This is a genomic window from Pseudomonas sp. ACM7, assembly GCF_004136015.1.
Taxonomy (GTDB): domain Bacteria; phylum Pseudomonadota; class Gammaproteobacteria; order Pseudomonadales; family Pseudomonadaceae; genus Aquipseudomonas; species Aquipseudomonas frigoris.
This window is the reverse complement of record NZ_CP024866.1, coordinates 2,588,511-2,609,714: the sequence shown is the minus strand read 5'-3', so window position 1 is coordinate 2,609,714 and position 21,204 is coordinate 2,588,511. Positions and strand designations below refer to the sequence as shown.

General features: G+C 58.7%; 19 protein-coding genes and 2 pseudogenes. 13 read left to right on the top strand and 8 right to left on the bottom strand.

The features are described from left to right. Positions 1-24: 24 nt before the first annotated feature. Positions 25-531, bottom strand: coding sequence for a peptide deformylase (gene def / locus CUN63_RS12240; protein WP_046056612.1), 507 nt, complete (start codon positions 529-531; stop codon positions 25-27). A 172-nt stretch (positions 532-703) separates the two neighbouring features. Here def and CUN63_RS12235 point away from each other — a divergent pair, with 172 nt between their 5' ends. The 3 genes from CUN63_RS12235 to CUN63_RS12225 all read left to right on the top strand — a co-directional run bounded on the left by CUN63_RS12235 (position 704) and on the right by CUN63_RS12225 (position 3,521). After that, the gene (locus tag CUN63_RS12235; RefSeq protein WP_129439727.1) at positions 704-1,729 is read left to right on the top strand and encodes a LysM peptidoglycan-binding domain-containing protein; all 1,026 of its coding nucleotides are present in this window, start codon (positions 704-706) and stop codon (positions 1,727-1,729) included. A 79-nt stretch (positions 1,730-1,808) separates the two neighbouring features. Beyond that, entirely contained in the window at positions 1,809-2,909 is a 1,101-nt protein-coding gene (gene dprA / locus CUN63_RS12230) for a DNA-processing protein DprA (protein ID WP_129439725.1), read from the top strand. Positions 2,910-2,963: 54 nt separating this feature from the next. Continuing rightward, positions 2,964-3,521, top strand: a complete 558-nt coding sequence (locus CUN63_RS12225) for an L-threonylcarbamoyladenylate synthase (protein WP_129439724.1) — start codon at positions 2,964-2,966, stop codon at positions 3,519-3,521. Positions 3,522-3,638: 117 nt separating this feature from the next. Here the strand turns inward: CUN63_RS12225 and CUN63_RS12220 are convergent, their stop codons facing one another. Continuing rightward, a complete protein-coding gene (locus tag CUN63_RS12220; RefSeq protein ID WP_129439722.1) occupies positions 3,639-4,616 on the bottom strand; it encodes an NADPH:quinone reductase in 978 nt (325 codons plus the stop codon). A gap of 171 nt (positions 4,617-4,787) precedes the next feature. On the opposite strand from CUN63_RS12220, the gene hemF reads away from it, so the two are divergent. Further along, positions 4,788-5,702, top strand: a complete 915-nt coding sequence (gene hemF / locus CUN63_RS12215; protein WP_129439720.1) for an oxygen-dependent coproporphyrinogen oxidase — start codon at positions 4,788-4,790, stop codon at positions 5,700-5,702. A 13-nt stretch (positions 5,703-5,715) separates the two neighbouring features. Continuing rightward, positions 5,716-6,537, top strand: a complete 822-nt coding sequence (gene aroE, locus CUN63_RS12210; protein ID WP_129439718.1) for a shikimate dehydrogenase — start codon at positions 5,716-5,718, stop codon at positions 6,535-6,537. 107 nt (positions 6,538-6,644) lie between these two features. Here the strand turns inward: aroE and CUN63_RS12205 are convergent, their stop codons facing one another. The 3 genes from CUN63_RS12205 to betC form a co-directional block, all read right to left on the bottom strand. Continuing rightward, positions 6,645-8,213, bottom strand: a complete 1,569-nt coding sequence (locus tag CUN63_RS12205; protein ID WP_129439716.1) for a SulP family inorganic anion transporter — start codon at positions 8,211-8,213, stop codon at positions 6,645-6,647. 144 nt (positions 8,214-8,357) lie between these two features. Then, on the bottom strand, positions 8,358-9,278 hold the full coding sequence (gene choX / locus CUN63_RS12195) for a choline ABC transporter substrate-binding protein (protein ID WP_129439714.1): 921 nt from the start codon (positions 9,276-9,278) through the stop codon (positions 8,358-8,360). A gap of 16 nt (positions 9,279-9,294) precedes the next feature. Continuing rightward, entirely contained in the window at positions 9,295-10,809 is a 1,515-nt protein-coding gene (gene betC / locus CUN63_RS12190; protein WP_129439712.1) for a choline-sulfatase, read from the bottom strand. Between the two features lie 114 nt (positions 10,810-10,923). Here betC and CUN63_RS12185 point away from each other — a divergent pair, with 114 nt between their 5' ends. Further along, on the top strand, positions 10,924-11,874 hold the full coding sequence (locus CUN63_RS12185) for a LysR family transcriptional regulator (RefSeq protein WP_095126794.1): 951 nt from the start codon (positions 10,924-10,926) through the stop codon (positions 11,872-11,874). A gap of 105 nt (positions 11,875-11,979) precedes the next feature. Here CUN63_RS12185 and CUN63_RS12180 read toward each other — a convergent pair whose 3' ends face one another. Then, positions 11,980-12,645, bottom strand: a complete 666-nt coding sequence (locus tag CUN63_RS12180) for an NAD(P)-dependent oxidoreductase (protein ID WP_129439710.1) — start codon at positions 12,643-12,645, stop codon at positions 11,980-11,982. A gap of 81 nt (positions 12,646-12,726) precedes the next feature. On the opposite strand from CUN63_RS12180, the gene CUN63_RS12175 reads away from it, so the two are divergent. Continuing rightward, positions 12,727-13,053, top strand: a complete 327-nt coding sequence (locus tag CUN63_RS12175) for a DOPA 4,5-dioxygenase family protein (protein ID WP_129439708.1) — start codon at positions 12,727-12,729, stop codon at positions 13,051-13,053. Positions 13,054-13,058: 5 nt separating this feature from the next. Here CUN63_RS12175 and CUN63_RS12170 read toward each other — a convergent pair whose 3' ends face one another. Beyond that, positions 13,059-13,460: a GFA family protein gene (locus CUN63_RS12170; protein WP_129439706.1), complete on the bottom strand. Its 402-nt coding sequence runs from the start codon at positions 13,458-13,460 to the stop codon at positions 13,059-13,061. A gap of 319 nt (positions 13,461-13,779) precedes the next feature. Here CUN63_RS12170 and CUN63_RS12165 point away from each other — a divergent pair, with 319 nt between their 5' ends. Further along, positions 13,780-15,087, top strand: a complete 1,308-nt coding sequence (locus CUN63_RS12165; protein ID WP_129439704.1) for a CitMHS family transporter — start codon at positions 13,780-13,782, stop codon at positions 15,085-15,087. An 85-nt stretch (positions 15,088-15,172) separates the two neighbouring features. Further along, the gene (locus CUN63_RS12160) at positions 15,173-15,940 is read left to right on the top strand and encodes a TerC family protein (protein ID WP_129439702.1); all 768 of its coding nucleotides are present in this window, start codon (positions 15,173-15,175) and stop codon (positions 15,938-15,940) included. A gap of 179 nt (positions 15,941-16,119) precedes the next feature. On the opposite strand, the gene CUN63_RS12155 is transcribed toward CUN63_RS12160, so the two are convergent. Then, on the bottom strand, positions 16,120-16,368 hold the full coding sequence (locus CUN63_RS12155) for a DUF6124 family protein (protein ID WP_129439700.1): 249 nt from the start codon (positions 16,366-16,368) through the stop codon (positions 16,120-16,122). Positions 16,369-16,826: 458 nt separating this feature from the next. Between CUN63_RS12155 and CUN63_RS12150 the strand changes: the two are divergent. The 4 genes and pseudogenes from CUN63_RS12150 (at position 16,827) to CUN63_RS12135 (ending at position 21,055) form a co-directional block, all read left to right on the top strand. Then, positions 16,827-17,333 (top strand): annotated as a pseudogene (locus tag CUN63_RS12150) (PAAR domain-containing protein). A gap of 19 nt (positions 17,334-17,352) precedes the next feature. Beyond that, a pseudogene (locus tag CUN63_RS32735) lies at positions 17,353-18,512 on the top strand (DUF2515 family protein). Then, positions 18,496-19,128 carry a hypothetical protein gene (locus CUN63_RS12140; protein WP_256657700.1) on the top strand — a complete coding sequence of 211 codons (633 nt, stop codon included), beginning with the start codon at positions 18,496-18,498 and terminating at the stop codon, positions 19,126-19,128. The pseudogene CUN63_RS32735 and the gene CUN63_RS12140 overlap by 17 nt, the downstream one beginning before the upstream one ends. A 268-nt stretch (positions 19,129-19,396) precedes the next feature. Beyond that, complete coding sequence (locus CUN63_RS12135) at positions 19,397-21,055, top strand: Na/Pi cotransporter family protein (protein ID WP_129439698.1); 1,659 nt, start codon at positions 19,397-19,399, stop codon at positions 21,053-21,055. The last annotated feature ends 149 nt before the right edge of the window (positions 21,056-21,204 follow it).

Genomic DNA, 21,204 nt, shown 5'->3' with positions numbered 1-21,204 from the left:
CAGCAAGCCTTTGAAAGGAGGGCATCAAGCGTTCTGGCGATGGAGCTTTTCCAGTTTCTTCTTGATTCGGTCGCGTTTGAGATTGGACAGGTAGTCAACGAACAATTTGCCGTTCAGGTGGTCGCATTCATGCTGGATGCACACTGCGAGCAAGCCTTCGGCGATCAGTTCGTAAGGCTGGCCGTCGCGGTCCAGGGCCTTGATTTTGACCTTCTGTGGGCGATCGACGTTTTCATAGAAGCCCGGCACCGAGAGGCAGCCTTCCTGATATTGCTCCATCTCGTCGGTCAGGGTTTCGAACTCGGGGTTGATGAACACCCGTGGTTCGCTGCGGTCTTCGGAGAGGTCCATCACGACGATACGTTTGTGCACGTTGACCTGGGTCGCGGCGAGGCCGATGCCTGGCGCTTCATACATTGTTTCAAACATGTCATCGACCAACTGACGCACTTCGTCGTCCACTACGGCCACAGGTTTGGCGATAGTGCGCAGGCGCGAGTCGGGGAATTCGAGGATGTCTAAAATGGCCATAAGCTTAATTGCTGCACGTTTGAGGTAATGTCGGGTCGATGGCCTGGCGGGTCCGAAGATGCAGGCTACCGTTGTAAAACGTAGCTTCCTTCTCTTTTTGGTAAAGAGTCGGGAGCGAGCCACGAGGGCTCTGGCGTTCTACGCGAATGCACATAATAAAGGGATTCACCGCATGAGGAAATCACTACTCGCCTTGCTCCTTCTGGCCTCGGCCGGTTTGGCGCACGGGCAAGTGCAACTCAAGGAAGGTTTTCCACAGCAATACACTGTGGTATCGGGTGACACACTCTGGGACATCTCGGGGAAATTCCTTCGTGAACCGTGGAAATGGCCGGAACTCTGGCAAGCCAATCCACAGATCGAAAACCCCAATCTGATTTACCCCGGCGACTCGCTGTCGCTGGTCTACGTCAACGGGCAACCACGTCTGACCCTCAATCGCGGCGCTTCCCGGGGCACCATCAAGCTGTCGCCACGCATCCGCAGCAGCCCGGTTGCCGATGCGATCCCAAGCATTCCGCTGCAGTCGATCAACAGCTTTCTGCTGAGCAACCGCATCGTCGACACGGTCGAGGACTTCGACAAGGCGCCTTATATCGTCGCCGGCGATGCCGAACGCGTGCTCAGTGGCACCGGTGATCGAATCTTCGCTCGCGGCCACTTCGATCCGGCTCAGCCGGTTTACGGCATCTTCCGTCAGGGCAAGGTCTACACCGATCCTGTCAGTAAAGAATTTTTGGGGATCAATGCCGACGACATCGGCGGTGGCGAGATTGTGGCCACCGAGGGCGATGTCGCCACCCTGGCGCTGCAACGCACGACCCAGGAAGTTCGCCTCGGCGACCGCTTGTTCAGCGGTGAAGAGCGATCGATAAACTCGACCTTCATGCCCAGTGCGCCAAAAACCGAGATCAACGGGTTGATTATCGACGTGCCGCGCGGGGTTACCCAAATTGGCGCGCTGGATGTGGTCACGCTGAACAAGGGCCATCGCGATGGCTTGGCCGAAGGCAACGTGTTGGTGGTGATGAAAACCGGCGAGACCGTGCGTGACCGGATCACCGGTCAGCCACTGAAAATCCCGGATGAACGCGCCGGTCTGCTGATGGTTTTCCGCACCTATGACAAGCTCAGCTACGGGCTGGTGCTCAACGCATCACGCTCCCTGGCGGTGCTGGACAAGGTGCGAAATCCTTAACAGGCTCTACAAGTTACCAACAGAGTTATCCACAGCTTATTCCCGTTTGAACGGGGCTCATAACGATCAAGGATGATCCATGTCGCTGTCTGCTTTTGCACCGGTTTCCCCTGCGGAACTGGAAGCTCGTTTACGTTTGCATCGCCTGCCGGAACTCGGTCCTGCGCGTTTCAAGAAATTGCTTGAGGCCTTCGGCTCGGCGTCCAAGGCTATCAGCGCGCCGGCCAGTGCCTGGCGTTCACTGGGTTTGCCACTCGCTTGCGCGGAGGCCAGGCGCTCCAGTGAAATCCGTGATGGCGCGAGCCATGCATTGGCCTGGTTAGAGCGTCCGGGCCAGCATTTACTGATGTGGGACCAATCTGACTATCCGGCACTGTTGGCGGAAATCAGTGATGCGCCGCCGCTGTTATTCGTGGCGGGCGATCCCGGCATTCTGGAAAAACCGCAGCTGGCGATGGTCGGCAGCCGTCGCGCTTCGCGGCCGGGAATGGACACCGCCGCCGCCTTTTCCCGCAGTTTGGCCGGCGCCGGTTTTGTCATTACCAGCGGTCTGGCGCTGGGTATTGATGCCGCCGCGCATCAAGCCGCTTTGGACGTGGGCGGGCGAACGGTCGGTGTACTTGGCACGGGACTTGAAAAGTTTTATCCACAGCGCAATCGACGACTGGCAGACGCCATGATCGCCTCGGGCAGCGCAGTGCTTTCGGAGTTCCCGCTGGACGCCGGACCGACCGCCAGCAACTTCCCCCGGCGCAATCGGATCATCAGCGGTTTATCCCTGGGTGTGCTGGTGGTCGAGGCGAGTGTCGCCAGCGGTTCGCTGATCACCGCGAGGCTGGCAGCGGAACAAGGGCGCGAGGTGTATGCGATTCCCGGGTCGATTCATCACCCGGGCGCAAAGGGTTGTCATCAGCTGATCCGCGACGGTGCGGTGCTGGTGGAAACCATCGAGCATATCCTCGAAGCGTTGCGCGGCTGGCAGCAGTTGCCGTTATCCACAGCGACACCAGCGGTGACACATCCGTTGCTTATGCTGCTTCACGCGGCGCCCCACACCAGTGAAGCGTTGTCCGTCACCAGCGGTTGGGCCTTGCCAAAAGTGCTGGCAGCGCTGACGGAGCTGGAAATGGACGGCCGTGCTGTCTGCGAAAGCGGGCGTTGGTTTGCGCGGGTGAGCTAGGTTTTATAAGGAAGATGGGTAAACTGCGCAGAGCCTTATTCCGGAGAGTTTTTCATGGTTAACAGTTGGCGTGTGCAGCAAGCCGCGCAAGCCATTCGCGCAGGTGCGGTGATTGCCTATCCAACCGAAGCGGTCTGGGGGCTGGGTTGCGACCCATGGGACGAAGAGGCGGTTGAGCGTCTGTTGATGCTCAAGGGCCGGTCTGTGGGTAAGGGGCTGATTCTGGTCGCCGACAACATCCGGCAGTTCGACTTCCTCTTCGAAGACTTCCCGGAGCTGTGGATGGACCGCATGGCCAGCACTTGGCCGGGACCGAACACCTGGCTGGTGCCGCATCAGAATATGTTGCCCCAGTGGATTACCGGCGTGCATGAAACGGTGGCGCTGCGGGTCAGCGATCATCCGCTGGTACGGGATTTGTGTGCGTTGGTCGGGCCGCTGGTGTCGACCTCGGCCAATCCACAGGGCCGGCCGGCGGCGCGCACACGGATTCGCGTGGAGCAGTATTTCCGTGGGCAGTTGGATTTGGTGTTGGGCGGGAATCTGGGTGGGCGCAAGAACCCGAGCGTGATCCGAGACCTGGCAACCGGGCATGTCGTGCGCCCGGATTAAGACCGCGTCATCGTTCATCGCGAGCAAGCTCGCTCCCACAGGAGATCTTCAGTGAACACAGAATTTGTGTTCGACAACGATCCACTGTGGGAGCGAGCTTGCTCGCGATGGCGTCCGTCAAGGCAACAGAACAGTCGAACCCGTCGTACGCCGCCCCGACAACTCGGTCTGCGCCTTCGCTGCTTGGGCCAATGGATACTTCTGGCTGATGTCCACCTTCAACTTGCCACTGATGATCATCTCAAACAGCTCATCCGCCATACACTGCAGGTTTGCAGCATTGTTGGCGTAAGTCGCGAGGGTAGGCCGGGTCACGTACAACGAACCCTTCGCCGACAGAATTCCCAGGTTCACCCCGTCTACCGCACCCGACGCATTGCCGAAGCTCACCACCAGACCGCGAGGCGCCGCGCTATCAAGCGAAGTCAGCCAAGTGTCCTTGCCCACGCCGTCGTACACCACTGGGACTTTTTTGCCGTCGGTCAACTCCAGTACGCGTTGTGCGACGTTTTCATGACTGTAATCGATGGTCGCCCAAGCGCCGTTGGCCTTGGCCAGTGCGGCTTTCTCCGGTGAGCTGACCGTGCCGATCAACTTCACACCCAAGGCCTTGGCCCACTGGCAGGCCAGGGAACCGACGCCACCCGCGGCAGCGTGGAACAGGATGGTTTCGCCACCCTTGAGTTCATACGTCTGACGCAACAGGTACTGCACGGTCAGGCCCTTGAGCATTACGCCGGCGGCCTGTTCGAAGCTGATCGCGTCCGGCAGATGCACCAGATTGGCCTCCGGCAACACGTGAACGTCGCTGTAGGCGCCCAATGGACCGCTGCCATACGCCACGCGATCTCCGACCTTGAACCGGGTGACTTCACTGCCCACCGCCTCGACCACGCCCGCGCCTTCCGAGCCCACGCCCGATGGCAGGGCTGGCGGTGCATAGAGACCGCTGCGGTAATAGGTGTCGATGAAATTCAGGCCGATGGCCTTGTTGGTCACGCGAACCTGCCGCGGACCGGGCTCGGCGGGTTGGTAGTCAACATACTCGAGCACTTCGGGGCCGCCGTGAGCGCGGAACTGGATACGCTTAGCCATCAGAACTCTCCTTAGGTCTTAGCTACTAGAGTTGTAGCGCGAAGCTCCCTATCGGACTCCTATGCTTGATCTTCGTCAACTGCGACGGGGCAAGGTGCAGTGTTATCCTACGCAGCAATTTGCCGCCGGCCATTAAGCGCCGCGTAGCTTTGCCCGATTCAAGGTGATGACATGACGACCCGCACCGAGGCCGTAAAAGCCTACCTGCTCGACCTGCAAGACCGCATTTGCGCGGCCCTCGAAGCTGAAGACGGCGGCACGCAGTTCGTCGAAGACGCCTGGACCCGGCCTGCCGGCGGTGGCGGTCGCACCCGGGTGATCGAAAACGGTGCTGTCATCGAAAAGGGCGGCGTCAACTTTTCCCACGTCTTCGGCAGCGGTCTCCCACCCTCCGCCAGCGCCCATCGACCAGAACTGGCCGGTCGTGGCTTTGAAGCCCTAGGCGTGTCGCTGGTGATTCACCCGCACAACCCGCACGTGCCGACGTCCCACGCCAACGTGCGCTTTTTCATCGCTGAAAAAGATGGTGAAGAACCAGTCTGGTGGTTCGGCGGTGGCTTCGACCTGACCCCTTATTACGGCAATGAAGAAGACTGCGTGCACTGGCACCGCGTTGCCGAGCAGGCCTGCGCGCCGTTTGGCCCGGACGTCTACTCGCGCTACAAGGCCTGGTGTGACAGCTACTTCCACATCAAGCATCGCCATGAGCCGCGCGGCATCGGTGGCCTGTTCTTCGATGACTTGAACGAGTGGGACTTCGACACCAGCTTCGCCTTTATGCGCGCCATCGGTGACGCGTTCATCGACGCCTACCTGCCGATCGTGCAGCGCCGCAAAAATGATGCGTTTACCGCCAAACAGCGTGAATTCCAGGAATTCCGCCGTGGGCGCTACGTTGAATTCAACCTGGTCTACGACCGCGGCACGCTGTTCGGTCTGCAATCGGGCGGGCGTACCGAGTCGATCCTGATGTCCCTGCCACCGCAAGTTCGCTGGGGCTACGACTGGAAATCCGAGCCGGGCAGCGAAGAAGCACGCCTGACCGAGTACTTCCTGCAAGACCGCGATTGGTTGGCCAAGGCCTGAACGAGGAGTTCTGATGGACCGTTATGTCGTTTTCGGTAACCCGATTGGCCACAGCAAGTCGCCGCTGATCCACCGCCTGTTCGCCGAGCAGACGGCTCAAAAACTGGACTACCGCACGTTGCTGGCGCCCCTCGACGATTTTTCCACCTGCGCCCGGACGTTTTTCCTCGAAGGTCGTGGGGCGAATGTGACGGTGCCGTTCAAGGAAGAGGCCTATCGTCTGGCGAACAGTCTGACGGCGCGAGCGCAACGCGCCGGTGCGGTGAACACCCTGAGCAAACTCGCTGATGGCAGCCTGCTGGGCGACAACACCGATGGCGCCGGACTGGTGCTGGACCTGACGGTCAACGCCGGTTTCAGCCTCAAGGGCAAACGCATCCTGCTGCTCGGTGCTGGCGGCGCAGTGCGCGGTGCACTGGAGCCGTTGCTGGCCGAGCAACCCGCCTCGGTGATCATCGCCAACCGCACGGTGGAAAAAGCCGAACTGTTGGCGGAATTGTTCGCGGACCTGGGGCCGGTGTCGGCCAGTAGTTTTGATTGGTTGAAGGAGTCGGTGGACCTGATCATCAACGCGACGTCCGCCAGTCTGTCAGGGGATGTACCGCCGATTGCCAGCAGTTTGATCGAGCCGGGCAAGACGGTGTGCTACGACATGATGTACGGCAAGGAGCCGACCTCGTTCTGCCGTTGGGCCAGTGAACATGGCGCGGCGGTGTCGATGGATGGTTTGGGGATGCTCGCTGAACAAGCGGCAGAAGCCTTCTTCCTGTGGCGCGGCGTGCGGCCGGATACGGCGCCGGTGCTGGCCGAACTTCGCCGCCAACTCGCACTTTAAGAGCTTCGCGAGCAAGCCCGCTCCCACATTTTTACCGAGTTCTCCCAGAAGAATGCGATCGAATGTGTGCGGGCTTGCTCGCGAATGGCCGCGACCCCGACTTCGGATCAGTCCTCAAACCGGATTGGGCATTTCTCCGCGCCTTCCAGCTTCCTCAATTCTTCCACCACCTGCGGCCGTGCCCGCCGCAGGGTCAGGCTGCGATCCTGGCGCAGTAGCCGTCGCGCTTCCTGGTGCAACATCTCCACGCCTGAATAGTCGATGAAGTTGATTTGCTGCGCCTCGATCACCACGCGCGCGCCGTGCATTCGTTGCAGGCGTACTTGCAGGTAATGGCTGGCGCCGAAAAAGATTGAGCCGCCAACTCGCAGGATGTCTTCATCCCCATCCCGCCAATGCTGGACTCGCGGTTGCGAGGTGCGTTTGAGGTAGAAGAACAGCGAAGCCAGCACCCCGGCGTAGATCGCGGTCTGCAATTCCAGCAGCAACGTGGCGATACAGGTCAGCGCCATGACCAGAAACTCGGCGCGGCTGACCCGCAACAACGCGCGAATACCGCGATGATCCACCAGCCCCCACGCGATCAACAGAATGCTGCCGGCCATGGCCGGGATCGGAATGTGCGCGATCAAATTCGCGCCGAAGATGGCGAACAGCGCCACCCACACCGCCGAAAAAACGCCGGCCATTGGCGAGCAGGCACCGGCTTCGTAGCTCAGGCCGGAGCGGGTGAAGGAACCGGCTGACAGCGATCCGGAAAAAAACGCACCGACCATGTTCGATAAACCCTGGGCGCGGACCTCTTGGTTGGCGTCGAGCAACTGCTGGGAGCGGGCCGACAAGGATCGGGCAATCGACAGACTGGTGACCAGCCCGAGCATGCCCACCGCCACCGCGCTGGGTAGCAAGCGCAGAATCAGATCAAGATCCAGCGGCAGCGGGCTGAAGGGCGGCAGCCGCCCGACAAACGCGCTGACCAACTTCACATGACCAAACATCGATGGCCAGAGCCAGACCAGCAATCCGCTCAGCGCCAAGGTGATCAACAGCGTCGGCCAGCGCGGCAGGAGCAATTTTAGGATCACGCCCACGACGACCGTCGCCAGGCCCAGCATTAGCGACGGTTTATCCACAGCGCCGAGATGACTCAACAGCATCATCAAGCTGTTCAGCGCCGTCGCTTGGTTGGGCAATTCCAGCCCCAACAGATTCGGCAGTTGACCAATGGCAATCACCACCGCCGCGCCGAGGGTGAAACCCAGCACTACCGAGTGCGAGACGAAATTCACCAAGGCGCCGAAGCGCAGCAAACCGAGCAGCCACTGGAAAATGCCGGCAAGCAGCGTCAGCAAAAGGATCAGGGTGACGTAGTCCTCTGACGCCGGAACGGCCAGGGGACTGACGCTGGCGTACAAGACAATAGAAATCGCCGCCGTAGGACCGCAGATCAAGTGCCACGAAGAACCCCAGAGACAGGCGATCAGCACCGGGATAATCGCAGCATATAGACCGTATTCAGGTGGGAGACCGGCGATCAGCGCGTAGGCAATGGATTGCGGCAACGCGAGAATCGCGCCGCTGAGGCCGACGATCAGATCGCGACCGACGCTGGCGCGGGTTTGCCGAGGCAACCAGCTGAGGAAAGGGAAGAGCGAATGGCGGCTTGGAAAGGCCATGGGTCCTCTCGGGTGGGATTTTGCGCAAGGGTAGCAGGACGAGACACTGTGGGAGCGGGCTTGCTCGCGAATGCGGTGGGNCATTCAACATTGATATCGACTGACCCACCGCATTCGCGAGCAAGCCCGCTCCCACATGGGGTGCTAGAGCTTGGCTTTCACCGCCCCCAACGCATCTTTCCCATCCACGGTCTTCACCCCGTCCAGCCACTTATCCAGCACCGCCGGATTAGCCTTGATCCACGCCTTGGCCGCATCAGCATTGCTGACCTTCTTGTTCACCACGTCGGCCATGATGCTGTTCTCCATTTCCTGGGTGAAACTCAGGTTGGTGAGCAGTTTGCCGATGTTCGGGCAGGCCTGTGCATAACCTTTGCGGGTCAGGGTGTGGACGCTGCCGGTGTCGCCGAAGTACTTCTCGCCGCCCTTCAGATAGTGCATTTTCAGTTGCACGTTCATCGGGTGCGGGGTCCAGCCGAGGAAGGTCACGAACTTCTGTTTTTTCACCGCACGAGACACTTCCGCCAGCATCGCCTGCTCACTGGACTCGACCAGTTTCCACTGGCCCATGTCAAAGTCGTTCTTCTTGATGATTTCCTGCAAGGAGATGTTGGCGGGAGCGCCGGAGCCGATGCCGTAAATCTTCTTGTCGAACTTGTCGGCGTATTTGTTCAGGTCGGCAAAGTTATGCACACCCGCGTCCCAGACGTAATCCGGGACCGCGAGCGTGAATTCGGTGCCGTCGAGGTTCTTCGCCAATTGAGTGACGTCACCGGTGGCCACGAACTTGTCGTAGAAGCCCTGTTGTGCCGGCATCCAGTTACCGAGAAATACGTCGACCTGGCCATCTTTCAAGCCGCCAAAGGTGATCGGCACTGCAAGCGTGTCGACCTTGGCCTTGTAGCCCATGCCGTCCAGCAGAAACCCGGTGATGGCGTTGGTGGCGGCAATGTCGCTCCAGCCAGGGTCGGCCATTTTCACCGTCTCGCAACTCTGATCGGCATACGCCGATGCACTGCCCAGAGCCAGAAGCCCGACCGTCATTGCTGTGGATAACCTACGCATGGCATTCCCCTTAACATTATTGGTTTTGGCAGGGTTGTGGATAACGTGCTTTACGCTCCAGATCGTCGAGGTCGATGTGGTTGCGCATGTACTGCTGACTGGCGTCCACCAGCGGCTGGTGATCCCAACTCTTCAGCTTGCCGATGGTTAACGCATCGGCGACAAAACGTCGGCGCCGTTGGCTGGCGAGCACTTGTTGGTGGATCGCCGGGATATCCCACTTGGCCCGGGCTTCAGCGAGAAATTCATCGAAAAGCGGCCGATGTTGCGGCGATTGGCTGAGTTCCTCCTGTTCACGCGGGTCGTTGTGTACGTCGAAGAGCAGGCAAGGATCGTCTTCGCTGTAGATGAATTTGTAGGCGCCGCGGCGAATCATCATCAGCGGGCTAATAGTGCCTTCGGCCATGTATTCACCGAAGACCTCGTCATGACCACCCTGCCCTTGCAGGTGCGAGACCAGTGAGCGACCATCCAGCGGCAGCCCTGGCTCCAGCGAACCACCGGCCAGTTCCACAAAGGTCGGCAACAGATCGGCCGTGGAGACCGCCGCGCTGACCCGGCCAGCCCTGAATTGCCCCGGCGCACTGATCAACAGCGGCACGCGGGCGGCCATTTCGTACCAGTGCATTTTGTACCAGAGACCACGCTCGCCGAGCATGTCGCCGTGGTCGCCGGAGAACACAATGATGGTGTTGTCGATCAGGCCGGTTTCTTCGAGTGTTTGCAGGAGTTTGCCGACGTTGCTGTCGATATAGCTGCACGCACCGAAGTACGCCCGTCGTGCATCGCGAATCTTATCCACAGGCAGCGGTTTGTCCCACAGGTCGTAAACCTTGAGCAAACGCTGCGAGTGTGGATCAAGTTCGGTCTGCGCCGGGGTTTCGGGCAATGGGATATCGGCATCGTCGTACATGTCCCAGAAGGCCTTGGGAATGGTGTACGGGTCGTGTGGGTGAGTCATCGAAACGGTCAGGCAGAACGGCTGATCGCCATCCTCACGAATGTGATCGAACAAATACTGTTGGGCCTTGAACACCACTTCTTCGTCGAAATCCAGTTGATTGGTGCGTACGCACGGCCCGGCTTGCAGCACCGAAGACATGTTGTGAAACCAGGTTGGACGCACGTCCGGCTCGTCCCAGTTCACCGACCAGCCGTAATCGGCCGGGTAGATGTCGCTGGTCAGGCGTTCTTCATAGCCGTGCAGTTGATCCGGGCCACAGAAATGCATCTTGCCCGACAGCGCGGTGCGGTAGCCGAGTCGACGCAGGTAGTGGGCATAAGTGGGTACGTCGGCGGGGAAATCGGCCGCGTTGTCGTAGGCGCCGATCTTGCTCGGCAACTGACCGCTGACCAGGGTAAAACGCGACGGCGCGCACAGTGGGCTGTTGCAATAGGCGGCGTCGAACACCACGCCTTGGGCGGCGAGACGGCTGAGATTGGGCAGTTTGATGGGCGAAGGGCCGTAGAACGGCAACATTGGCGCGGCCATCTGATCGGCCATGATGAAAAGAATATTCTTGCGCTTCATGTGATCGCGGCATTCCATAGTGAATATTTATGCGAGAGTGCTGCGATCGAGCATGTAGCCCAAGCAATTTGTGGTAAAGCCCATGCACGGCAATGACTAGGATAAGCACAGCTTATGTATGACGCCCTTGGTGATTTGTCTCTGGATTTGCTTCGCGCCTTTGAAGCGGCGGCCCGTCAGCGCAGTTTCACGGCTGCCGCGGTAGAGCTCGGCACCACGCAACCGGCCATCAGCCAGCAGATCAAACGGTTGGAAGAGCAACTCGGGACGCGGCTGTTCGACCGGATCTATCGTGGCATTGAATTGACCGAGGCCGGAACGATCCTGTTTGAGCAGGTTCAGCTCGGATTGCAGAACATCGACGCAGGATTGAGTGCGATCAGTGCACAGCACCAACATGAAGTGTTGCAGGTCGCCACCGATTTCGCCTTCGCCGCGTATTGGCTGATGCCGCGCCTGCACCGCTTCCATGCCGCCAATCCTCAGGTGGATGTCAGCCTGGTCACCAGCGAACGCAGCCTCAACATGCTGCGCACCGATATTGATGTGGCGGTGTTGTTTGGTGATGGCCGATTCAAGCAGGGCGAAAGCCATTGGCTGTTCAGCGAAGAAGTCTTTCCGGTGTGCAGCCCGCTGCTGTTGAAGGATCGTCCCCTGCCCTTGCCATCCCAGTCATTGCTCGAGTTCCCGCTGCTGCACCTTCGAGGCGAAAACAGTAGCAACTGGTTCGACTGGAGCGGCGTGTTTCGGGAGTTGGGGATCGCTTCGGCACCCGCGCCTGGGCAATTGCGCTTCGACAATTACACGTTGCTGATCCAGGCGGCAATTGGCGGCCAGGGCGTGGCCATCGGGTGGCGGCACCTTGTGGATAACTTGCTGGCGCAAGGTTTGTTGTGTCGACCGATTGCGGAAACTGTCATTTCCAGGCTCGGCTATTACGTGGTCCTGCCCCAGCGAAAAAGGCGTGGTGCGCTGATTCAACAGTTTGTGGACTGGCTGATGGCCGAGCAGGCCAGCAGTGCGCAATCGCTGAACGGCTTACCGTTACCGTCGATTGCCGTTTAGAAGCGAAAAGATCGCAGCCTGCGGCAGCTCCTACAGTGGGCCGCGCATGGCAAAGATCGATGCCGATACGCGGAGCCCTGTAGGAGCTGCCGCAGGCTGCGATCTTTACGGCTCTGAAGTCGCAACGAAATTCACATGCTCACCGACATGCAGGTTCAACCGCAACTCATCGGCAATCCCGACCGCCACCCGGCTCAACCGTTCAAGCGGTTCGGCGAGACCCGGCTCCAGGCTGCTGCTGACGTGGCTGAAATGTTCGATGGTCAGCCCGGGCACCCCGCGGGGCGCATTCACCAGCGTCCAGTGCAAGGTGCTACTTTGCAGGGCCTCGCGGATTTCTTCGGCGGCGTGGCGTTGCAGTCGATCTTCGATCTCCGGATCGTCCAGTACCTCGAAATCTCCGACCAGAAACAGCCGGGCAATCCCTGAGGCCTGCATGCCATCGATCAGAGCATCCACCGCCAGCACTTGCTCGACCGGGCCGGGCACGATGGATTTTTCCACGTGCTCGCTGTTCATCGGCAATCCGGGTGCATCCAGGAGACAGATCACCGCCGAACACCCGGCGACGCTCTGCTTGACTCGCTTGGCGTCGAACAAATCACCGGTCTTGGTCCGCAATCCCGGGCGCGGCGCGAGCGCCGTCAAATCATCGAGAATCGCGATCACTTCATGTTGGCGCCGCAGCATTTCAGCCATCAGCGCACTGCCCAGGCTACTCATGGCACCATAAAGCACCACTTTCACCACCGGGGTTTCGGCATTTTTCATGGCCGTGCTCCGTTCTTCCTACCTATATGGCGTGTGACCTGTGGGAACAACGCCGGTTCGACTCGGTTCAGAGGCTTTCAAATGCAGCGGATCAAGGGCTACCACGCCCATGTTTATTTCGACGCCAGCACCCTTCCTCAGGCGCGAGCCTTGTGTGAGCAGGCGGCGCAACTGTTTCCAGTGAAAATGGGTCGCGTCCATGAACGCCCGGTGGGCCCGCACCCGGATTGGAGCTGCCAGTTGGCTTTCGAGCCGCAATACATCGGCGACGTGCTGCCCTGGCTTGCGCTCAACCGCAAGGGTTTGGTGGTGTTCCTGCACCCGGACACCGGCGACGATCTGCTCGACCACTCCGAGCACGCCATCTGGATGGGCGCGATTCGGCCACTGGATCTGTCTATTTTTTGATCAGTTTACAACTGTTCCTCAGCTTCGCCGGGCAAATGTTCATCCAGATGCAGCCAGGGCAGACGGTTGTCCGTCCAGATATGCCGTTGGGCGGGTGCCTGCTCGGGATGATCGAGGGTGGCGATGGTCACGTCGATGCTGTCCGGGCTCAGGTGCGTTGACAGCGCCAGCTGCGCCCCACAGTTGCCGCAAAAATACCGCACGCAGGTTGTTGAAGAGTCGTACTGCGCGGGTATCCCCTTCACCCATTCAAAGGCTGACGCGGGCAGGGTGATCCAGGTGGTCACGATCCCGCCGCTGACCCGTCGGCAAATCGAACAATGACAGTGGGCGATGTCGTGCAAAGGCCCACTGAATTGATAGCGCAGATGTCCGCAGTGGCAGCCGCCTGTATGAATTTCGACCATGTTTTGTCCTCCTGCCCTGCTTTCAGGGACTTTTACCCCGCCCGACGACCGGTTGCACATCTGGTCAATGCTTTCATCCGCGAAAGCTGGGTGAAAGCTTCCCCGATTAGGATCGCCCCCACTACCGGCAACAGACCGGTCGGCCAATGCCAGTGTTTTATCGCTCGCACAGCCCATTTAACAACAACAATGGTGATCCTGATGTCCTCTGCTACCCGCCACTTCGCTGTCACTCCGCCCATACGCCTCGTGCTTCCCGTTCTGCGCTGACCCACCCGGTTCGCCCATTCCCTAGCCGCGCTATGCCTGGAGTATTCCCATGCTGACTTTCCTTGGCTTTGCCATGGTCATCACGTTCATGTTCCTGATCATGACCAAGCGCCTTTCCGCGCTGATCGCTCTGATCATCATCCCGATTCTGTTCGCGCTGTTCGGTGGTTTTGCGCCGAAGATCGGCCCGATGATGCTCGAAGGCATCACCAAGCTCGCACCGACCGGTGTGATGCTGATGTTCGCCATTCTGTACTTCGCCCTGATGATTGACTCCGGCCTGTTCGACCCGGCCGTGCGCAAGATCCTCAAACTGGTCAAGGGCGACCCGTTGAAAGTTTCGGTCGGCACCGCCGTACTGGCGCTCGTCGTCTCCCTCGATGGTGACGGCGCGACCACTTATATGATCTGCGTGGCCGCCATGCTGCCGCTCTACGCCCGCATCGGCATGAGCCCGCGGATCATGGCCGGCCTGATCATCCTCGCCGGTGGCGTGATGAACATGACGCCATGGGGCGGCCCGACCGCTCGCGCCGCCAGTGCGCTGCATGTGGACCCGTCCGATATTTTCGTACCCATGATTCCGGCGATGGCTTTCGGCGTTGTGGCAATCCTCTTGATTGCCTACTTCTATGGCAAGCGTGAGCGTGCGCGCCTGGGTGAGCTGCACCTGGTGGGCGAAGAAATAGACCACAGTGAAATCAGCGTTTCGCAATTCCCGGATGCCCGTCGTCCGAATTTGATCTGGTTCAACGGCGCCCTGACCCTGGCCCTGATGTGCACCCTGGTTGCCGGTCTGTTGCCGATGCCTGTGCTGTTCATGGTGGCGTTCAGCATCGCGATGATCGTCAACTATCCGTGCCTGCAACAGCAGAAGGACCGCGTCGCGGCCCACGCCGGTAGCGTGCTGGCGGTAGTCGGTTTGATCTTCGCGGCCGGTATCTTCACCGGTATCCTGTCGGGCACCGGCATGGTCGATGCGATGTCGAAAAGCCTGTTGGCGGTTATCCCGGACTTCCTCGGCCCGTACCTGGCGGTGATCACTGCACTGGTGAGCATGCCGTTCACGTTCTTCATGTCGAACGATGCATTTTATTACGGCGTGTTACCGGTACTTGCGGAAGCCGCCAGCCATTACGGTATAACCGCGGTTGAAATGGCACGTGCCTCGATCGTCGGTCAGCCCGTCCACCTGTTGAGCCCGCTGGTACCATCGACCTACCTGTTGGTGGCCCTGGCCGGTATCGACTTCGGTGATCACCAGCGTTTTACCCTGAAGTGGGCAGTGCTGGTTTGCATGTGCATACTGATCGCCGCCTTGCTGATGGGGATTTTTCCGCTGTTCAGCACTCTATAAGCCCAAGACTCACCATGACGGGTCCAGGCTTTGTTGTTTGAAGCCCGGGCCCTTCGTGGTTTAACACATCCACAAAGGAATACACATGGAATGGCTGACCAACCCTGAAATCTGGGTTGCCTTCTTCACCCTGACCGCCCTGGAAATCGTCCTGGGTATCGATAACATCATTATGATTTCGATCCTGGTCAGCCGCATGCCCAAGCACATGCAACAGCGCACCCGGATTTTCGGCCTGGCACTGGCCATGGTTACGCGGATTCTGTTGCTGCTGTCGATCACTTGGGTCATGCGCCTTACCGCCGACTTGTTCGAAGTGTTCGGCCAGGGTATTTCCGGGCGAGACCTGATCCTGTTCTTCGGTGGTCTGTTCCTGCTGTGGAAGAGCTCGCAAGAGATGTACCACGCGCTGGAAGGTGAAGACGAAACCAATGAGGAGCCGGGCGGCAAGGGCGGCAACTTCCTCTACACCATCATCCAGATCGCAATCATCGACATCGTGTTCTCGCTGGACTCGGTTATCACCGCCGTGGGCATGGTGTCCTACGTTCCGGTCATGGTCGCGGCCATCATCGTTGCCGTACTGGTGATGATGTGGGCTTCCGGCACCATCAGCGAGTTCATCGACAAGCACCCGTCGCTGAAGATGCTGGCGCTGTCGTTCCTGTTGATCGTCGGTACTGTGCTGATTGCTGAATCCCTCGACGTTCACGTGCCAAAAGGCTACGTCTACTTCGCCATGGCGTTCTCGCTGGCGGTGGAAGCGATCAACATCAAGATGCGCACCGCGATGGCGAAAAAGCGCAAGCAGCAGGATCCGGTGAAACTGCGCAAGGACATTCCGGGTCAGTAACCCTGATGTCTTTCAGTTAGTACACAAAACCTGTGGGAGCGAGCTTGCTCGCGATGAGGCCATCACATTCAACATTGATGTTGACTGAGAGGCCGCTATCGCGAGCAAGCTTGCTCCCACATTTTTTTGCTCAATCAACAGGTATTTGGGACAAGCCCTCTGACTTCAGAGCTGAGTGATTACCCTGGCGGATCGAGGTTATCCAGCACTCGATTCACCGCCAATTCCCCCAACATGATGATTTGCTGAATTCCCAGCAGGGTGTTGCGCTGAGAACCTTCCAGAAAGCCGGCAAAATCACTGGCCATGACGCTGGCCGACGCTAACGATTCGCAGGCGTGAGCGAGCAGGGTTTCATTATCGACCTTGGGGTCGATGAGGAAGATGGTGCTGGGTTTGCGCGGAGGGTTGGGTGTGACTTTGAACATAGGGACTTTCTCCAGTATGGCCGCAACCCGTTCGCTACTAATACGAAAGGGTGGCAGCTGTGCACAGGTTAGTAGACCGGCAAAGTCACCTAAAACACCCGGCGCGCCCGAGGGCGCCCTATGCACAGCCACCATCAAGCGCAGGCGGATACCTGACTGGATGACGCTTGTACAACCGAGATGACTGGCCGGGCTACTAAACCCGATCACTGATGGTCAGCGACGGGAACCAAGTTATCGACAGGCCTCTAGGCGCACAAGCCGGCGGATTCTGGCGTAACCGTAGGCAACGGCGCAAGGCGTTGTAGCCTCCGAGAAGTAACTCTGGGTGTCATTAAACATGTGTCGTAGAGCGCGTGAATCACATCAACGCAGTTGAAGAATTAGCCGACAGCTCTTTCCAAAGGTTGACGCACAGAGTTCTGGTGTTTAGCGTCCCCCGCTCGCTTCAAACGACAATGACAAGGAATGCATATGTCTGGAAAACCGGCCTCACGGACCCCACCACCTGCCCGCTTCCAGGGCACGGCACCAACCCCATCGCCAGCGGCTCACCCGATGTCTTTTTCAACGGTCTCGCCGCCGCTCGGGTCAGCGACAAATGCACGTGTGGCCAGGCTCTCAGTGGCGCATTCTCGTCGACGGTGTTCATCAATGGTTAGAACGCCATGACCGTCGATGGCACTGCCAGTCATGGCGGTGTAGTGGTTGGCGGCTCCGGAAACGTCATCATCGGCAGCACTCACACCCCCACGCCATTCGTCCCACCCCTGCCGATCATTGGCCAGCCCTTGGTCGAATTCAAAGCGGTCAGCGCCGGCAATGGCGAACCGATTGCCGCACAAGACTACGAAATCGAAACCGCCGAAGGCCGCATCGTCAAAGGCCAGACCAACGCCCTGGGCATGACCCAAAGCGTCGCCACCTTACAGCCCGACCTCGCCGTAGTCCGCTGGACTGTCTGACGCCTCAAGGAAGAATGAAATGACCGGCCAATGCATCGCTCCAGACGACCTGGACATGAAAAAACTCTGGGACAGCACCTGCGAACTGCCCGCCTGCAAACGCGAAACCACCAAGGGCGGTCCCAACCCGAAAACCCGTGTCGAAGTGCCGTTGCTGACCTGTAACTGCCTCTGGCGCAGGTTTCAGAAAGAAGCCGAAGAATGGGTCGCACCGGGTGGCGTGTTGATTGGCCGACCCGCAAGTGCGCAACCGCAAGATCAACGCGGCCTATGCGCAGTTGTGGCTGGCGGATAACCGGTTTCAGTGGGCGGGGTTGGCGGCGTTTGCTTCCAAGCAAGTGGGATGTGGGTTGATTCATGCCACCAAATTGCAAACGTCTATTGCCGCGCAAAAAGCTGCGCAGGAGAAGCTGCGGACCGGTAAATCGGAAACTATTTTCGAAGGGTTTGGGTTCAAGCTCAGCAAGACAGATCCAGAAATCGAGAAAGAATTAGCGAACGCCAAAGCGGCCAATCCTCTTCCTACTGATGATATTAGCTTCGGCGACAACTCTCGTTCCGTTGTTCAGCAGCAGTTGGACTATGTGTATGAAATGCTTGCCCTCGGTAACACCTCACTGTTTCTGGATGTTTATCCGCTGCATCGGTTTTTTATGGTGCGGGGATTCAAAGAAATGGAAGCCTGTCTTTCCAAACGCAAGCAACTAAAAAAATGAAGTTCTGTGGCCCATCGCTGAAAAAGTAGAGTTCGGTGCGGTGCGTGCAGAAGTGACCGATACTTTCAAAGCCATAGATGAAGGAAGAATTACCAAAAGCGTCGAATTTATGGCCCGTCACGAACAGCTGAACATTTTGCAACCTGCGATGTATGACGATTCCCACTTCGCTTACCTAATGCGCGGCACCCATGCTGGAGATGTCGTATCCGTGGTCACGGGGATGCTGTCCGGAGCTGCAGAAGAAATCCAGTTGACTCTGGCAAGTCAATGCAAGGCGGCAGACGGACGAAAGGTTGCCTTTGGCAGTAATCCATTGTCCAATCTGGCAAACAAGGATCAACGAATGGAATTCGTACTTCGTGCTGCAACACAGTTCGATGACTTATTAAATAATCCCGCGTCAAAAGCCCAACTAAAGCAATCCATTACAGAAATATCTCAAGGTGGAGGAATCCGTTGATGAAATCCCTCACCAGGTTATCTCTGATAAGTCCTTTCACCACCCGGTTGATTTTTTGAACGTTCATATCGGGAAGCCATACAGAGAAGTCGTACGAGACTCGACATTCCCTGTTCAAGGCAACACGGCAATTTATCCTGGGGATCCCAACGACGCTAAAGATCCACCTCATCCGAGCTCTACCTGGATCAGCAATCCAGTTGTCATCCGATTTGATGATCCCGACTATGGCTTTACGCTGCCCGCCACCACGTTCGGTGCGATCGGGTGGTCCGAATTCAAAACGGTAACCCTGACTACGTCACCGATGCTGGAAACCTTGCCGTTCGAGCAAGCGGTAGCACTCCTCGAAGAGTTACACCAAAAGTTCAAACAAGTCGGCTGGACTCCAGAGCCTGTGGAAGGTAACGACTGGCTAAAAATAGAAACCAAGGAGGATAAGGTGCGGCTTCAGGCCAAACTCTTTGATCAAGCGGACGGCGTCATCTTATTGATTCCGCACAAGTACAGCTTGATCCTTCACATCAAATGTTATGCCCGCTGCGCCGAACGAAACCCCGAGACAGCCAAGTATCTGATCGACGTAGGGCTGGGCGACGATAACTTCAGCGATTGAACGCTGCTGCGCAGCCCCGCGGGAGCAAGCTCCTTCGCCGCAGGGTTTGTGTCCGTGCACCCTTCCAACTGAGTGGCAGAAGCTTTCAGGCCCCTTTCTCACCTCGGCATCAACCTGTTTTCATGACAGTTTTGTTTCAATCGCTTCTTTAGCTGTGCGATGCTGGCGCGCAGACCGTTAGCCAACTACAGCTTAAGTACAGAACGTAGAAGAACGCGCGGCACCGTCAACTTGCCCCTTTGGGGCGCTACCACCACAGGGGGCCTGCATGCTCACCCTGCTCAATTTGTTATCTGCCGTGGCCTTGTTGATTTGGGGCACACACATCGTCCGAACCGGCATCCTGCGGGTCTACGGTTCAAACTTGCGCCACGTGATTGGCCGGAACATGTCCAAGCGCTTGCTGGCGTTCATCTCGGGGATCGTCGTGACGGCGATGGTCCAGAGCAGCAACGCCACCGCCATGCTCGTCACCTCCTTTGTCGGTCAGGGCCTGATGGCGCTGACCCCGGCCCTGGCGACGATGCTCGGGGCCGATGTCGGTACCGCGCTGATGGCGCGGGTGCTGACCTTCGATCTGTCGTGGCTGTCGCCGCTGCTGATCTTTCTTGGGGTGATTTTCTTCCTGTCGCGCAAACAGACCCGGGTCGGACAGATGGGCCGGGTCAGTCTCGGCCTGGGGCTGATCATCCTGGCGCTGCAACTGATCGTCGAGGCTGCCGCGCCGATTACCCAAGCCCAAGGCGTGAAAGTGATTTTCGCCTCGCTCACCGGCGACATCTTGCTGGATGCCCTGGTCGGCGCCCTGTTTGCGATGGTTTCCTACTCCAGCCTGGCCGCCGTCCTGCTGACCGCGACCCTGGCCGGTGCCGCAGTGATCAGCCTGCCTGTGGCCATCGGCCTGGTGATCGGCGCCAACATCGGCAGCGGCATCCTTGCCTTCCTCAGCACCAGCATGCAGAACGCCGCTGGCCGTCAGGTGGCGTTGGGTAGCCTGCTCTACAAACTGATCGGCCTGTTGCTGATCATCCCGGTACTCGACCCGTTAGTGCACTGGATCGACAGCCTGGATTTCAGCCCTCAGGAAATGGTCATCGGCTTTCACCTACTCTATAACACCGCGCGCTGCCTGATCTTGCTGCCCAGTGTCGGGGCGATGGCCAGGCTCTGCGCGTGGCTGCTGCCGGAGCGGCCGGAAATCAACGGCACTGCCAAACCGCGGCATCTTGATCCAACAGCGCTGGTCACGCCCAGCCTGGCGCTCGCGAATGCCGCCCGGGAAACCCTGCGCATCGGCGACCTGATCGACAACATGCTCGAGGCCATGCTCGACGTGCTGAACGGCAAGCAAACCGCCGTTACCCAGGAAATGCGGCGCCTGACCGATGATGTTGAATCGCTTTACAGTGCGATCAAGCTCTATCTGGCGCAAATGCCCCGTGAAGACCTCAGCGAGCAGGACAGCCGGCGTTGGGCAGAAATCATCGAGTTGGCGATCAACCTTAAACTCGCCAGCGACGTCATCGAACGCATGCTGCGCAAGGTTCAGCAGCAGAAAACCTCGCAGCGCCGGTCTTTTTCCGAGGTCGGCCTGGAAGAGTTGGCGGGGCTGCACAGTCAGTTGATTTCCAACCTGCGCCTGGGGTTGTCGGTGTTCCTCAGTGCCGATAAGGAAAGTGCCCGCCAGTTATTGCGTGAGAAACGTCGCTTTCGCGCACAGGAACGGCGCCTGGCCCATGCTCACGTCAGCCGATTGCAACGTAAGATCGTGCAGAGTATCGAGACCAGTTCGTTGCATCTTGAGTTGATTGCCGACATGAAGCGTCTGAATTCGCTGTTTTGCAGCAGCGCGTATGTGGTGCTGGAAACTTCCGACACCGGCGCCCTGGCTGTCGACGATTTCGCTGACATCACGCATTCGCCTTGAACGTCTGGCAGAGTGGTCAGTCAGTAACATTGATTCAGCATGAAGGCCGCCTTCGCGAGCAAGCTCGCTCCCACAGTGGATCCTCGGTGTACTCGGAAATTGTGTCCGACTCAGATCACCTGTGGGAGCGAGCCTGCTCGCGAAGGCGG

Bases quoted from the DNA above. Each gene is read 5' to 3' on its own strand.
- def (WP_046056612.1), bottom strand. From the start codon at position 531: ATGGCCATTTTAGACATCCTCGAATTCCCCGACTCGCGCCTGCGCACT.
- CUN63_RS12235 (WP_129439727.1), top strand. From the start codon at position 704: ATGAGGAAATCACTACTCGCCTTGCTCCTTCTGGCCTCGGCCGGTTTG.
- dprA (WP_129439725.1), top strand. From the start codon at position 1,809: ATGTCGCTGTCTGCTTTTGCACCGGTTTCCCCTGCGGAACTGGAAGCT.
- CUN63_RS12225 (WP_129439724.1), top strand. From the start codon at position 2,964: ATGGTTAACAGTTGGCGTGTGCAGCAAGCCGCGCAAGCCATTCGCGCA.
- CUN63_RS12220 (WP_129439722.1), bottom strand. From the start codon at position 4,616: ATGGCTAAGCGTATCCAGTTCCGCGCTCACGGCGGCCCCGAAGTGCTC.
- hemF (WP_129439720.1), top strand. From the start codon at position 4,788: ATGACGACCCGCACCGAGGCCGTAAAAGCCTACCTGCTCGACCTGCAA.
- aroE (WP_129439718.1), top strand. From the start codon at position 5,716: ATGGACCGTTATGTCGTTTTCGGTAACCCGATTGGCCACAGCAAGTCG.
- CUN63_RS12205 (WP_129439716.1), bottom strand. From the start codon at position 8,213: ATGGCCTTTCCAAGCCGCCATTCGCTCTTCCCTTTCCTCAGCTGGTTG.
- choX (WP_129439714.1), bottom strand. From the start codon at position 9,278: ATGCGTAGGTTATCCACAGCAATGACGGTCGGGCTTCTGGCTCTGGGC.
- betC (WP_129439712.1), bottom strand. From the start codon at position 10,809: ATGAAGCGCAAGAATATTCTTTTCATCATGGCCGATCAGATGGCCGCG.
- CUN63_RS12185 (WP_095126794.1), top strand. From the start codon at position 10,924: ATGTATGACGCCCTTGGTGATTTGTCTCTGGATTTGCTTCGCGCCTTT.
- CUN63_RS12180 (WP_129439710.1), bottom strand. From the start codon at position 12,645: ATGAAAAATGCCGAAACCCCGGTGGTGAAAGTGGTGCTTTATGGTGCC.
- CUN63_RS12175 (WP_129439708.1), top strand. From the start codon at position 12,727: ATGCAGCGGATCAAGGGCTACCACGCCCATGTTTATTTCGACGCCAGC.
- CUN63_RS12170 (WP_129439706.1), bottom strand. From the start codon at position 13,460: ATGGTCGAAATTCATACAGGCGGCTGCCACTGCGGACATCTGCGCTAT.
- CUN63_RS12165 (WP_129439704.1), top strand. From the start codon at position 13,780: ATGCTGACTTTCCTTGGCTTTGCCATGGTCATCACGTTCATGTTCCTG.
- CUN63_RS12160 (WP_129439702.1), top strand. From the start codon at position 15,173: ATGGAATGGCTGACCAACCCTGAAATCTGGGTTGCCTTCTTCACCCTG.
- CUN63_RS12155 (WP_129439700.1), bottom strand. From the start codon at position 16,368: ATGTTCAAAGTCACACCCAACCCTCCGCGCAAACCCAGCACCATCTTC.
- CUN63_RS12135 (WP_129439698.1), top strand. From the start codon at position 19,397: ATGCTCACCCTGCTCAATTTGTTATCTGCCGTGGCCTTGTTGATTTGG.